We start from the raw sequence: 12,884 nt of genomic DNA, 5'->3' as shown, positions 1-12,884 counted from the left end.
AAGGTAGCGTTAAACACGAGGGCCTTGCGGTAGAGAAACAGCGGAGTCGATACCCTGATTCTCTCCCAAGGCCCTCACCTCAGCCCGAAACACCCCGCACTCGGACCTCAAACAGGGGCGCTGACTACACTCTCAATTCTGAAGAGCCCGATAAGTGTGTTGATTGGATCCTCGGGCAGCGCGGAGACGGCCGCGGTGAAATCTGCCGTCGCTGATTGGTCAAAGTCCTCCGGCACCCAGGCGACGGTAACCGCGGCATCGGATTTGGCACAGCAGCTGAGCCAAGGGTTTGCCTCCGGCAAGCCGGCCGATGTTTTCTACCTCTCGGCGGACCAGTTGTCCGTCTACTCCGGGAATGGGTCATTGGAGGCCTATGGTGATTCTTTGACCAACAAGGGAGATTTCTACCCCAGCCTGTGAAGGCCTTTACCGCGAACGGAGAGATTTACTGCGCGCCGAAGGATTTCTCCACACTGGCCTTGGTCATCAACACCGACATCTGGAAGGGTGCAGGCTTGACCGACGCGGACATTCCCAAAACCTGGGACGAGTTGGATGCGGTTGCGCGCAAGCTCAGCGCCGGGAAGACAGCCGGTCTTGCCTTTGGACCTCAGGTGGAACGCATCGGGGCATTTTTCCCTCAAGCCGGCGGATCAATGATGAGTGCCGACGGGAAAACCGCGACAGTGAACAGCCCGGAGAACGTTCAGGCCCTTACTTTCGTGAAGAAGATGCTCACGGATGGTCGGATCTGGGTGCAGGCTGGGGTGGAGAGACCTTCGGCAACGGTTTGGCAGCAATGACCATCGAAGGTAACTGGATAACAGGGTGCCATGTCGGCCGACTATCTTAAAATCAAATACAAGGTCGTCGAACTGCCTTCCGGACCTAAAGGCCCCGGCACCTTGGAATTCACGAACTGCTGGGGAATCGCAGCCGACAGCCACAACAAAGCCGCGGCTCAGAAACTCGTTGAACGGCTCACCACGCCCAAGGACCAGATCAGCTTCGCCAAGGCATTTGGTGTGATGCCTTCAGTCACTTCGGCCGCCGACGAATTCAAGAAGGCCTTTCCGGCCGAGGACGCTTTTCTCGCCGGAGTCAGCTACGCCCAAAGCCTGCCGGCGCAGGCGGGTGCCGCGGATGTAATTAAGGACTTTGATGCCGAGCTCGCCAGCTTGAAAACCGCCGATCCCAAGGCCCTACTGGACGCCGTGCAGGCGGATATGACGGAGGTCGCCGGGACATGAGCACCGCGTCGGTCCTCTCCCGCAGGCGTTCTGGGGTCAGCTCCTCCCAGAACGCCGCGGGCTGGCTCTTCGCGGCACCGATCCTCATCATCCTCGGGCTGTTCCTGGCGTTGCCGGTGGGGATGGCCGCATGGGGCAGTGTCTCCGACTGGTCTGGGCGTGGCAGCACTTTCGCCTCCACCACGCACTTCGTTGGCGGTGCCAACTACGCCGCGATTTTGAGCGGATGCGGCCTCGCTGAACGCGATTTTGGCACCGCACTGCGGAACAACTTCTACTATGTGCTCCTGATTGTTCCGCTGCAGACTGCCTTATCCCTCGTCCTGGCGATGCTTGTCAATCGGCGGATCGTTGCCGGTCGCGGGTTTTTCCACACGGCCTTCTACTTTCCATCGGCCACCAGTTCGGTCGCCATCACCGTTCTCTGGCTGTTCCTCTTCAGCGCAAGCGGTGCCGTCAATAAGGCACTCTCCTTCGCCGGAGTCAACGGGCCGAACTGGTTTCAGGATCCGGACAGCATCATTCACCTGGCTTTGAATGCGATGGGTATTGCGGGACCCTAGGAAGGAACGGGCGACCTGCTTGGCCTGAGTTGGTGGGACTAGTTGTCCGGGCCTTCGATGGCCATGTCGGCCTTTATCTTGATAGCCATCTTCACCACCTCAGGAACGTTCATGCTGCTCTTTATCGCGGCACTGCAGAACCTGAGCGCAGAGGTGGACGAGGCCGCCATGATTGATGGTGCCAATTCCTGGCAGCGCTTCAGGCTGGTGACGCTTCCGATGCTCCGCCCCACGGTGTTCATTGTCACCACGCTTGGAATGATCGGCAGTTGGCAGGTCTTCGACCAGATCTACACCGGCACCCAAGGTGGCCTCGGCCAAGACGACGCTGACGCCGGCTTACCTCTCGTTCAGTACGGCCTTCAATAACCAGCAGTGGGGACAAGACGCGGCCATCTCCTTCATTTTGTTCGTCATTGTCATTTTGTTCACCCTGCTGCAAAGGGGGCTGCTCAGGGAACGCCGAACGAAGCCAGACCGCGGATCAGCCGCCGCTGGCGGCACGAAGGAGTCCCGTGTCTAAAACCCAGCAGCTGGTACTGCCGACGGTAACCGCGGATCCGGGGACCCGGCGTCGTCGATCCGGCACGCGAAGCGGGGCTTGGGCGGTTTACGTACTGCTGATCACCTTGAGGGTAATCAATATTTTCCCGTTCCTGATCAGTGTTTCCACATCCTTTAAGACGGAATCAGACGCGGCAGTCAACCCGCTGTCGCTTACTCCTGCGTCCTGGACCTCCACCGCCTACACAACGCTTTTGTCAATTCCGATTTTCCGGTCTGGTTCCGAAGCTCAGCCATCGTAACGGTCGCCGTCACGCTGGGACGGGTCTTCTTCGATTCCCTGGCCGGATATGCCCTGGCGCGACTCAAATTCCGCGGCAGGACAGTTATCTATGCCGCGCTGATCGCGGTCATGCCAGTACCCGGCGTGGTGCTGCTCATTCCGAAATTCCTGGTTCTCAATCAATTAGGAATGTATGACTCGTACTCGGGGATGGTAATACCGTTGCTGGCCGATGCCGCTGGGGTGTTCATTATGCGCGGCTTCTTTGAATCCATCCCGGTCAGCGTCGAGGAACAGGCGCAGATCGACGATGCCGGAGTCTTCCGCACCTTCTGGTCGATCGTACTGCCTATGTCCCGCCCTGCGGTCATGACTATCGTGATCCTGTCCTTCCAAGGCTCCTGGAACGAGCTGAACCACTTCATCATTTCCACCCAGAACCCGGCGCTGACCACACTGACCAAAGGGGTCGCGCAGTTGGCATCGGGGCAGTTAAGCTCCGGCACCCAATATCCGCTCAAACTCGCCGCCGCCGCAATACTGACCATTCCCGTTGCCATCGTTTTCTTCATCTTCCAAAAACGCATCATGAACGCGAGCGCCGGCGCGGTCAAGGAATAACCAGCAGCGCTCAGGGCTCGGAACGCTGCCCGTCGGGACATGAGGCAAGCGCTTAGAATCAGGTATCGGTGTGTCCGCCGCGGTCGGCCGATCCCCTTACCTGCTTTTCCACCCGAAGAGAGCTGCATCCATGTCCAACATGCCCACCGGCTCCGAAAGCCCGGCATCGAAGTACCGTGCGGGCCTGCCGCCGATCTGGGCGGACGGCCTGGGGCGCAGCAGCATCCGCTGCGCCCAGGCACTGCTCGTCATCGCGTTGGCCTGGGTAATTCTCTGGTCGGCCACGCGTGTTCCTTTGGTCATCATTCCGGTCCTGATCGCCCTGATTCTGGCCTCCGCGATCAGCCCGTTAGTGCACTGGCTGACCGGGCACAGCTGGCCTCGGGCCCTCGCTGTACTGGCGTCCTTCGTGGCGATCCTTGTTGTCTTCGGCGGCGTTATCACCGGCATCGTGTTCCTGATCCGATCCGAGTCGAAAAACTTGGTCATCAAGGCCGACGACGGTATCGACCGACTGCACAGCTTGCTCAACGACGGCCCCTACCCGGTCAGCGACAGCCAAATCAACACCATCCGGAACGCTGTGCAGAAGTTCATCACCAGCAGCACTTTCGGAACTGAAGCGCTTTCCGGACTTCGGATAGCCGGTGAAATCGGGGCAGGCGCTGTCCTGATGGCCGTGATCTTGTTCTTCATGCTCAAAGACGGACAGGCGATCCGGGAATTTCTGTTCGGCTTCCTGCCGCTCGACCATGGCAGGCGCGCCCATCGGGCAGCGGAACGCAGTACGGTGGTGCTGGGCGGGTACGTCCGCGGCACCTCCCTGGTTGCCCTGACCGACGGAGTCATCGTCGGCATCGCGCTGGCCATTCTGCAGGTACCGCTGGCTCTGCCGCTGGGCGTTTTCGTCTTCATCGGAGGCTTCATCCCCATTGTCGGTGCCACTGCTGCGGGCACCCTCGCCGTCCTGGTCGCACTTATCTTCAACGGCCCCGTCCCAGCTTTAGTGGTCCTGATTGTCATCATCGGCGCCAACCAACTCGAACACCACGTCCTTCAGCCCTTTTTGATGGGCAAGGTCCTGAGCATCCACGGTTTGGCCATCCTGCTGGCCCTGGCTGCCGGGACGACACTCGCCGGCCTGATTGGCGCGCTGTTGGCCGTACCATTGACCGCGGTTGGCTGGACGATCATTAAAACCTGGTCCGGGCGTGATCTCCCCGGTCCCGAACCCATCGATGACAGTGCCGAGGGTGCTGTAGTTTAACGCGGAAACGCGTCAGCCCCCTTCTACCCCAGCAACTCATCCGGGTAGCACCACCGCCAGGATTCGCCGCGTTCGGCACTGCGGATCACCGGGTGACCGGTGCTGCGGAAGTGGGCGGCCGCGTGCAGGCCCGGCGACGAATCGCAGCATCCCACTTTTCCGCAGTCCAGGCACATCCTCAGATGGACGGGCGTCGTTCCTTCGCGGACGCAATCCGCACAGAACGGATCCGCCGGCAGTTGCAGGTCGGCTGCGGACTGCAGATGATCACAGCCGCCGGCCGTTCCGGTCAGCTCCAGCCCCGCCGACTGACCATCGACCGCCGTCGAGCCCTCCACCGCCGCGTCGAGCATCGACTCCTCAACGTCGAGCTGCTCCAGCACATCGCTGAGGATCTCGTGGGCATATTCTCCCGAGCGGCGAAGTTCCAGCACCTTGTCCCGCTCGGCCTCCAGCATGGTCAACCGCAGCTGGGCGTACCGCTGGCTGGGAGTCCGGCCTTCGGACTCCGGTCGCCCCAGCCGTTCCCAGGCCGCCAACCCGCGCTCCTGGGTTCGCCGCTTGAGCATAGAGAGAACTTCCGGCGGATCAGACTCGGCCTGCACCTGATGCAGGCGCTCGATGCCCGCCGTCGTCGCCACTTGCATCACCGAAGCCGAACTCAGCGCGTCCTCGCGCGCATCCGGCCCCCGCAGGCCCAGCAGCCGCACCAGTGACGGCAGCGTGAAGCCCTGCCGGATCAGCGTTCCGGCCACCACCACCAGTGCGGCGAGCACCAGGACGGCCCGATGCGGGAGGCTTGGAGGCAGCACCAGCACGGCTGCCAGCGTCACCACGCCACGCATTCCGGCCCAGGAAATGACGGCGGGATACCGCCACGGCGGCGCTGGATCGCTGCGGCGGACGGCAGGGATCAGCCGGGGCAGATAAGTGGCGGGAAAGACCCAGAGCGGACGCAGGACCAGCACGGACAGCAGTAGCATGCCGCAGCCCGACCAGATCCGCAGCTGCCCCAGCGAGTCGTTTTGCACGGCCCCTATAATGGTCCGAACCTGCAGGCCAATCAGCAGGAACACGGCGTTCTCAAGCAGGAACTGCAGCGTGTTCCAGTTGCTGCGCTGGCTCAAGCGGGCGGCCCCGCTGGGCATCGTGGGCGCTTTTGCGCCCATCAGCAGACCGGCGACGACGACGGCGAGCACGCCGGACGCGCCGATCGCCTCCGCCGGCAGGTATGCCACCAGCGGTGCCACCAGCGACATCGAAGTGTTAATGGCCACATGGCGGATCCGCTTGCGGATCTGGACCATCACAAAGGCCGCGCCCAATCCGACGACCACGCCTCCGACTGCAGCCAATGCGAAGTTCGCAGCGACCTGTGCCGCGGAAACAGTGCCGGCGATGGCAGCAATTGCGGCGCGCAGGCAGACCAGCGCGGTGGCGTCGTTCACCAGCGATTCACCTTCCAAGATGGTCACAATTTGGCGTGGCATGCCCACGCGCCTTGCGATCGCGGTGGCGGCCACAGCGTCCGGTGGCGCAAGCACAGCGCCCAGCGCGAGAGCACCAGCCAGCGGCACCTCCGGAAAGATCCACCAGACAACAAGGCCGGTGGTGACGGTCGCGAAGAGGACGTAACCGACGGATAAGAGCCCAATGGCCCGACGATTCGAGCGGAAATCGATCAGCGACGTTCGGACGGCCGCCGCGTACAGAAGCGGCGGGAGCAGGCCTACCAGAACCAGCTCGGGTGTCAGCTCGACCCGCGGTACGAACGGCAGGAAGGAAGCGATGACGCCAACCAGCACCAGCAGCAGCGGTACCGGGACGCTGATCTTCTTTCCCAACGCGCTGCACGCGCAGATCAACACCACCAGTGCCAGCAGTCCCAGAGCAACCTCCATAGGGCCTATGCTGTCAGCCCGGGTTCACAAGGATTCTTTACAACTTCACTGTTGAACCACCAACACGACTGAACCACCAACACGACGGAAATTACCCCCGTAGCCGCAGCGGTCATCATGGGATCACTGTCAGCGGGATGCCTTCGTCGGGGGATGGTGGTTCAAAAATGTCGACGAAACTGCGGACATCCTCTGGCGCGAGCCGGTGCGATCCCGCGGTGCGGTCAGCCGCACGGTTCGCTGAACGATGCAGGGCAGTTTCTATCCGGACATCGACGAAGTGCAGGCGTGTATTGAATCCGGCGGACTCGGCCGCATCCCGCCAGACGCTGCGCCTGACGCGGCTCCACTGGTTCCAGTCGAGAATAACGTCGACGCCGCGCTGGAGAAATTGCAATGCGACGTCCCAGATCACCCATTTGCATGCCTCGGCACGGATACCGTAGAGCTGGCTCTGGTAGGAAAGCTCAGGGTGAAGCTGGATCATCCATTCGTCCAAGCTGAAGCGCACCCCCATAGTGACCTTCTCCAGGTGCTTTGCATGGGTCGTTTTCCCGGCACCGCTGTAACCGCAAAGAAGGTGGACCACTGGGCCGCCGGTGTTCGTCATGTCATCCTCCCAAGCTGCGGAGGTTCGGCGTTCATCATGTGAATTCCGCATTTCCATCGTGAAGAGAGCTCAATCACCTGATGGTCAGAGCTGCTTCCTGGCTTCACTAACGGAACATGGTAAAACCCTAAGCTGTCGCCGTGATGTTCCGCAACAGGCAGGGCTGGGTTTTCGAGAAGACGCGCCCACCCTGTCTTCCATCTACCGATCCACGCCCGATCTTGCCACTCAGGTCGGGGGCTCCATTCCGCACACCGCGGAAGAAGCCGAACTATTTATCGGGAACGACCTGGTCTTTGAACCGGCGGTGGCCTGTAACCTCGCTTTGGAACTGGACGGCGAGGCAGTCGGAAATGTGGGCATCAGCAATATCTGCCGTATTCACGACACCACCTGGATGTATTACTGGGTTTCCCGCAGCGCACGGGGCCAGGGAATGGCGACACGTACGGCAGCGAGCCTGGCAGACTGGGCTTTCCAAGGACTTCAACTCTCCAGGATTGAACTGGGCCACCGGGTTAATAAACCCTGCCTCATGCCGGGTTGCGCTGGGCGCCGGATTCATTGCCTAAGGCGTTGAGCGCGCGAAGCTGCGCTACGGTGGTCGCCGTTTTGATGTTGAAGCTCATGCACGTTTGCTGACTGACCCGATGCCGGCGGTAAATCTGATTCCAGTCGACGCGGCCGAGTCTGTGGTCGCAGGGGGTAATCAGCACCGAAACTGGTTGCCGTCCTTCTGCGCCCCGTCTAAGCGAGCGGGTTGAGGAGGCGAAGGAACACCGAAACTCGTGGCACACGGTTCACCTAGGCCCTCGACCTACGAACTACGACCTACACGGGCAGAATACCGTGATGGCACTCGAGTATCCGGCACATGGCGGAAGTCGCTTGATTACGCCGAAAGTCTGTACTTGAGCCCGAGTTGAGGCCGGAGTTATAACGTCTTGGCTGCTGTTGCCGTAATCCGCCGGGTTGAAGTGCCGACATGCTTACTGGTCCCCGATACTGGAAGCATGGGGATTAAATTGGAGCAATCGCAGAAGCTGACGATCAAATTCGTGGGCCGATACCGGCAGTACTATCCGTCGTTGATCGTCTTGGGTGTTGTGGCCGTGTTCTGGATCGTTGGTGCCATGGGTGGGCTGGGATTTCTTTCGGCCGGTCGGGCCCCTTTGGAAACGTTGCTGTGGCTGTACTTGGTGCTGGCTTTGATCACGTTGTCTGTGATAGCTGTAGCAGCGGCCATGGTCGACTTGGTGCGCCGAGGGCGCCGCGAGGGGCTAATTCAGCAGTGGATGGATCGTCGCTGACCGATTGGATGGTTCTGACCAGCCAAGGCTGGGCGGCATAACGCGGCATCTCGGGAGGCCCCGGAGGCAGCGAAGGATCCGCCAACGAATTGGCGGATCCTTCGTGTTCTGGAGCGCCTGCGCACGGGTGACATTTAGACCGCGCTGCCCTCCTTACGGCGAACCGGGCAGATCCGTGGCGTCTGTGTAGTTCCCGCTCTGCTGGGTGTCGGCGTTGGTGCCGGTTCCGTCCGGAGTGTCGGCGTTGGTGCCGGTTCCGTCCGGGGTGTCGCCCTGGGTGGGGGTGTCGGCGTTGGTGCCGGATCCGTCCGGGGTGTCGCCCTGGGTGGGGGTGTCGGCGTTGGTGCCGGATCCGTCCGGGGTGTCGCCCTGGGTGGGGGTGTCGGCGGTTACCGAGACCGAGTGCGGTGTGGAGACCGGAGGTGTGGAAGCGTTGGCAGCCCCCACGCCGAGCCCGGTCAGCGCCAGGATCCCCACGGCGCCCATTAGGACCTTCTTTTTGGTGCCCATTTTATCGACGATCTTCTTGACGGTCATTTCCCTCTTGATATTCATCTCGAGTTCCCTTTCCTTGCGGTGCGGATACCGATTGTATTCGCCTGCGCCCTCCGGGATGGTTGGCGTGTTTCCAGTCTGGTGGGTTGTGGCTGAGAGGGAGCTTAAGTCTGTTGAGAACCAGCTGAGTGGAAAGCGGCGCCGATTGTGTTGGACGGGCGTTTACTTCATCGTGGAAGTATGAACTACAGGAGCGTACTCGGAAGGCGCGAAAAGCGGAACGGGTGCGGGCGGGACGACCGCGGGTTGCGACGGTCGAAGTGGGGCGTCCGGAAGCGGGCGACGGCAACTGCTGTCGCCGTCGTGGCCGTGGCGCTGCTGCTCGGAGCGGCCTCATTGCTCATGCTGTTGCACCAGTCGCTGGTTTCCACCACTGAAGGTGCTGCGCAGCGTCGGGCAGGAGACGTTGTTGCAATGATCAGCCGACAGGATGTTTCTGAGGCCGGTCAAGCGCTGACCACAACAGCCCACACGGGTCAGTACGTGCAGATTGTCGCGCCGGACGGTTCCGTAGTCGCTTCGTCCGTGCCAGCCGCGATGGGCTCGCCGTTGTCTGCGCTTCGACCCTTAGCCAGTCAGACGGTAACCCAGACCGTATCAGGGCTGCCGAACGTTGCTAATTCTGATTCGTTCCTCGTCGTGGCGGCGGGCGTGGACTCCGACGGAGGGACTTATACGGTTTTGGTTGCCTCCACGCTCCAGGTGCAGCTCGATACCGTGGCGACCGTGGCATGGTTCATCTTGGGAGCCACTCCTTTACTGTTGATTGTTGTAGGCGTGAGCGTCTGGGTTTTGGTCGGCCGATCCCTGCGTCCGGTGGAGCGGATCCGCACGCAAGTGGGACAAATAAAGGCCCCCCATACGGGGGAGCGTGTGGAGGTGCCCAGGACAAACGATGAAATTCATGAGTTGGCCCTGACCATGAACTCAATGCTGGACCGGCTCGAGATTTCCGATCGTGAGCAGCGGCGTTTTGTCTCCGATGCGAGCCATGAGCTGCGCAGCCCGCTGGCTACGCTGACCGCGGGGCTGGAAATTGCTGCGTCCGACCCTAGCGGAGCCATGTGGACGCAGATGCGGGACCTTCTTGGAGCGGAGGCATCCCGGATGCGTTACCTGGTGGATGACCTGCTGACCCTGGCCAAAGCCAGTGATGAAGGGATCAGGGTCAACGCCGAGGAGGTCGACCTTGACGACGTCCTGGACTTTGAGGTCCGGCGGCTGCGTGCCCTGACGCCTCTCCGAGTCCACGCTGAGATCGCTCCGGTGCGCATCACTGGGGATCCACGCCGGTTGGCTCAGGTGGTGCGCAACGTCTTGGATAATTCCAACAGGCACGCGCGGTCGGCGGTCTGGGTGAGCCTGAGTAGGGCCCCGGAGGGAATCCTCATGATTATTGATAATGACGGTGACCCGGTGCCGGAACGCGACCGGGAGCGTATTTTTGACCGGTTTGTCCGGTTGGACGACAGCCGATCCCGAGAGAGCGGTGGCAGTGGTCTGGGACTGGCCATAGCCGTCGGGATCATGCAGGCCCACCACGGAACCGTCATCGCCACTGAATCCGAGTGCGGGCGGTGCCGCTTTGAACTGCGGTTACCGGCCGAGTTGGTGAACAAGGGATAGGCGTGGCTACGGGGCGGCGCTTTCACCATCGCTTGGTGATTCGCCGTCGTCGATGGCGCCTCGGTCAGCGCTAAGCTGGTAGCCCATCCCGCGCACCGTCGTGACCGTCTGTAGTCCGAACGGCTGGTCAATTTTGCGGCGCAGATACCCGATGTACACTTCGACCACGTTGCCCCCGCCGTCAAAGTCCGGGTCCCAGACATTGTCCAAGATCTCCGCCTTGGATACCACTTGATCATGCCGGCGCATGAGGAACTGCAGGAGGCCGTATTCCCTTGCCGTGAGTGGGATGGGTTTCCGACCCCGGTGAACGGTGCGTTTGAGGGGGTCCAGGGTCAGGGTTCCCAGGGACAGGACGACCGGTCGTTCGGGGGCCCCGCGCCGGATTAGCGCACGAAGACGGGCCACCAAGACCAAAAAGCTGAAGGGCTTCGTCAGGTAGTCGTCGGCGCCGAGATCAAAAGCGTCCGTCTGATCGTATTCGCCGTCTTTAGCGGTCAGCATCATCACCGGGGTCCAGATACGCCGTTCGCGCAGATCCTTGAGAACGTCGTAGCCGTTCTTCAGCGGCAGCATGAGGTCCAGGATGATGGCGTCATACGGATTTTCCGTCGCGGCCCATAAGCCACTGACCCCATCGAACGAGAGATCAACGATGAAACCTTGGTTGGCCAGCCCCCGGCGCAGGGTTTCGGCCAGCAGCTTTTCGTCCTCAACAACTAATATCCGCATTCGATGGCCCTCTCTGCCTCAACTCTCCCACCAGTAGTATCTCGAGTAGTTCCTGAGAAGAAACTGAGGGCCGGTCGATTTTTAGGTGATTCGGTTCTACGGTGAATTAGAACCGGTTCCGTGCGGGATCGGCCCCACTGAGGAGACATGTCATGAAGAGCTTCCGAATCGGCGCTGCGGTCGGTGTCACGGCCGCAACGCTCGCCCTGACCGGCTGCACTGGCAACGCCCCCGCGGCCACCAGCAGTTCTGCCGTCGCCGCTACCGTCAGCAGCTCAGCCAACCCAGCCTCATCGGCGGCTGCCGCCCCGGCGACCCTGCCAGAAGGAGCGGGGCTGCCAGCCGTCCCCGGCGTGGTGAAGGAAGTCGAGCCATCAGTTGTCACCATCCGTACCGCCATTGGGCTAGGAAGCGGCGTAGTTTACCGTAGTGACGGCACGATTGTGACTGATGCTCACGTGGTTGAAGACCAGCAGAAACAGCCCTTTAAGAACGTTCAGGTACAGTTTGCCGACGGCTCCCAGTCCCCAGCCGTCGTCGTAGGCGTGGACGATGTGACGGACGTTGCAGTGATTAAAGCGGACCGCACGGGATTGCCAGCGGCGAAATTCTCAACAACCACGCCGGAGGTCGGCTCCCTCGCCGTGGTGATCGGCACCCCTCTCGGGCTGGCGGAAACCGTCACCGCCGGTATTGTCTCAAGCCTGCACCGCAATATGCCGCCTTCTAAGGAGTCACCGCATGGCGCCATCAATCTGCTGCAGACGGACGCGCCAATTTCGCCAGGGAACTCCGGCGGTGCTGTGACGAACTCCAGCGGCGAGATCATCGGCCTCTCGGAAGCATACCTACCACCAAGTTCCGGGGCGGTCTCAATCGGTTTCGTGACGCCGACGTCCACTGTAACGGACGTCGCCGACCAACTGCTCAAGAGCGGCACGGTCAAGCATGCTGCGCTTGGAATCGTTCCTACCGACATCACGCCTCAGATAGCCCAGCGATTCTCGCTGCCGGCGACGACGGGCGCCTTGGTCGTCAGCGTTTCTCAGGGTGGCCCTGCCGCCACGGCAGGTATGCAGGCTGGTGACATCATCAGCAAATTTGCTGGAACGAAAGTCGGCAACGTCACCGATCTACTCGCGGCCCTGCGTAAGCAGGATCCAGGCCAGGAGACGGACGTTGTCGTTCAACGCGGCAAGGCGACCCAGACTCTGCACGTCACCCTGGGTGATTTGGCCAATCAGCACTGATCGCTCCAGCCCGACGCCGGCAGCGGTGCAGGCACCGAGCGAAGCCGCGGTGCTAAGCCGGGAGTGCTGGCGGTGACCGCGCCGTCGAGATACGGTGCGCCCGGAAAGGTCGGTGACGGCGGCGCGGCCGGTAAGGTCGGCGCGCCCGGAAAGGTCGGTGACGGCGGCGGTACCCGAAGGACGGCCAAGAACGTCGGTGCGGCCGACGTCGGCGGCGAGGTCGGTGAGTCCGTCGAGCGACGGTGTCGGTGTCGGTGACGGCGGCGGTACCGCCCGGTGTGTCCGGTGTGTTCGGTGACGGCGGTGTGGTCGGCCTGCCGCCGCGAATCCGCTGCAGGTGGCCGGGAATATCCTGCCCGGCGGTTGGCCGCCGCGAATCCGCGGCTGGTGGTCGGCTATAGCCTTCCTGGTG

12 protein-coding genes and 3 pseudogenes are annotated in these 12,884 nt (G+C 61.7%); 10 read left to right on the top strand and 5 right to left on the bottom strand.

The features are described 5' to 3' along the window. Nucleotides 1-156: 156 nt before the first annotated feature. The 6 genes and pseudogenes from IV498_RS17445 (at nt 157) to IV498_RS17420 (ending at nt 4,488) form a co-directional block, all read left to right on the top strand. Nucleotides 157-420: an extracellular solute-binding protein gene (locus tag IV498_RS17445; RefSeq protein WP_269048353.1), complete on the top strand. Its 264-nt coding sequence runs from the start codon at nt 157-159 to the stop codon at nt 418-420. Further along, nucleotides 417-803 (top strand): extracellular solute-binding protein, encoded by a 387-nt coding sequence (locus IV498_RS17440; RefSeq protein ID WP_269048352.1) that lies wholly within the window; start codon nt 417-419, stop codon nt 801-803. Before IV498_RS17445 ends, IV498_RS17440 begins: the two co-directional genes overlap by 4 nt. A gap of 30 nt (nt 804-833) precedes the next feature. Continuing rightward, nucleotides 834-1,250: a hypothetical protein gene (locus IV498_RS17435; RefSeq protein ID WP_269048351.1), complete on the top strand. Its 417-nt coding sequence runs from the start codon at nt 834-836 to the stop codon at nt 1,248-1,250. Further along, nucleotides 1,247-2,336 (top strand): annotated as a pseudogene (locus IV498_RS17430) (carbohydrate ABC transporter permease). The gene IV498_RS17435 and the pseudogene IV498_RS17430 overlap by 4 nt, the downstream one beginning before the upstream one ends. After that, nucleotides 2,329-3,221: pseudogene (locus IV498_RS17425) on the top strand (carbohydrate ABC transporter permease). The pseudogenes IV498_RS17430 and IV498_RS17425 overlap by 8 nt, the downstream one beginning before the upstream one ends. Before the next feature lie 130 nt (nt 3,222-3,351). Continuing rightward, nucleotides 3,352-4,488 carry an AI-2E family transporter gene (locus IV498_RS17420; RefSeq protein ID WP_269048350.1) on the top strand — a complete coding sequence of 379 codons (1,137 nt, stop codon included), beginning with the start codon at nt 3,352-3,354 and terminating at the stop codon, nt 4,486-4,488. A gap of 23 nt (nt 4,489-4,511) precedes the next feature. Here the strand turns inward: IV498_RS17420 and IV498_RS17415 are convergent, their stop codons facing one another. Further along, nucleotides 4,512-6,389 carry a Na+/H+ antiporter gene (locus tag IV498_RS17415; RefSeq protein WP_269048349.1) on the bottom strand — a complete coding sequence of 626 codons (1,878 nt, stop codon included), beginning with the start codon at nt 6,387-6,389 and terminating at the stop codon, nt 4,512-4,514. Between the two features lie 115 nt (nt 6,390-6,504). Continuing rightward, entirely contained in the window at nt 6,505-6,999 is a 495-nt protein-coding gene (locus tag IV498_RS17410) for an AAA family ATPase (RefSeq protein ID WP_269048348.1), read from the bottom strand. Here IV498_RS17410 and IV498_RS17405 point away from each other — a divergent pair. After that, nucleotides 6,998-7,453: pseudogene (locus IV498_RS17405) on the top strand (GNAT family N-acetyltransferase); the annotation flags it as partial. The gene IV498_RS17410 and the pseudogene IV498_RS17405 overlap by 2 nt on opposite strands. A gap of 559 nt (nt 7,454-8,012) precedes the next feature. Then, on the top strand, nt 8,013-8,309 hold the full coding sequence (locus IV498_RS17400) for a hypothetical protein (protein WP_269048347.1): 297 nt from the start codon (nt 8,013-8,015) through the stop codon (nt 8,307-8,309). Nucleotides 8,310-8,462: 153 nt separating this feature from the next. On the opposite strand, the gene IV498_RS17395 is transcribed toward IV498_RS17400, so the two are convergent. After that, nucleotides 8,463-8,864, bottom strand: coding sequence for a hypothetical protein (locus IV498_RS17395; protein ID WP_269048346.1), 402 nt, complete (start codon nt 8,862-8,864; stop codon nt 8,463-8,465). 180 nt (nt 8,865-9,044) lie between these two features. On the opposite strand from IV498_RS17395, the gene IV498_RS17390 reads away from it, so the two are divergent. Next, the gene (locus tag IV498_RS17390) at nt 9,045-10,490 is read left to right on the top strand and encodes a sensor histidine kinase (protein ID WP_269048345.1); all 1,446 of its coding nucleotides are present in this window, start codon (nt 9,045-9,047) and stop codon (nt 10,488-10,490) included. Between the two features lie 6 nt (nt 10,491-10,496). Here the strand turns inward: IV498_RS17390 and IV498_RS17385 are convergent, their stop codons facing one another. Next, entirely contained in the window at nt 10,497-11,222 is a 726-nt protein-coding gene (locus IV498_RS17385) for a response regulator transcription factor (protein ID WP_269048344.1), read from the bottom strand. A gap of 152 nt (nt 11,223-11,374) precedes the next feature. On the opposite strand from IV498_RS17385, the gene IV498_RS17380 reads away from it, so the two are divergent. Further along, on the top strand, nt 11,375-12,472 hold the full coding sequence (locus IV498_RS17380; RefSeq protein WP_269048343.1) for a S1C family serine protease: 1,098 nt from the start codon (nt 11,375-11,377) through the stop codon (nt 12,470-12,472). Here IV498_RS17380 and IV498_RS17375 read toward each other — a convergent pair. Then, nucleotides 12,356-12,884 (bottom strand): hypothetical protein (locus IV498_RS17375; protein WP_269048342.1); only part of this gene is annotated, 529 nt, incomplete at its 5' end. The two genes, IV498_RS17380 and IV498_RS17375, sit on opposite strands and share 117 nt — an antisense overlap.

Origin of the sequence: Paenarthrobacter sp. Z7-10 (assembly GCF_026932795.1) — a bacterium.
Lineage (GTDB): Bacteria > Actinomycetota > Actinomycetes > Actinomycetales > Micrococcaceae > Arthrobacter_M.
Note: the sequence above shows the minus strand (reverse complement) of the source record. Positions and strands in the feature narration are given on the sequence as shown.

Bases quoted from the DNA above. Each gene is read 5' to 3' on its own strand.
- IV498_RS17435 (WP_269048351.1), top strand. From the start codon at position 834: ATGTCGGCCGACTATCTTAAAATCAAATACAAGGTCGTCGAACTGCCT.
- IV498_RS17420 (WP_269048350.1), top strand. From the start codon at position 3,352: ATGTCCAACATGCCCACCGGCTCCGAAAGCCCGGCATCGAAGTACCGT.
- IV498_RS17415 (WP_269048349.1), bottom strand. From the start codon at position 6,389: ATGGAGGTTGCTCTGGGACTGCTGGCACTGGTGGTGTTGATCTGCGCG.
- IV498_RS17410 (WP_269048348.1), bottom strand. From the start codon at position 6,999: ATGACGAACACCGGCGGCCCAGTGGTCCACCTTCTTTGCGGTTACAGC.
- IV498_RS17400 (WP_269048347.1), top strand. From the start codon at position 8,013: ATGGGGATTAAATTGGAGCAATCGCAGAAGCTGACGATCAAATTCGTG.
- IV498_RS17395 (WP_269048346.1), bottom strand. From the start codon at position 8,864: ATGAATATCAAGAGGGAAATGACCGTCAAGAAGATCGTCGATAAAATG.
- IV498_RS17390 (WP_269048345.1), top strand. From the start codon at position 9,045: ATGAACTACAGGAGCGTACTCGGAAGGCGCGAAAAGCGGAACGGGTGC.
- IV498_RS17385 (WP_269048344.1), bottom strand. From the start codon at position 11,222: ATGCGGATATTAGTTGTTGAGGACGAAAAGCTGCTGGCCGAAACCCTG.
- IV498_RS17380 (WP_269048343.1), top strand. From the start codon at position 11,375: ATGAAGAGCTTCCGAATCGGCGCTGCGGTCGGTGTCACGGCCGCAACG.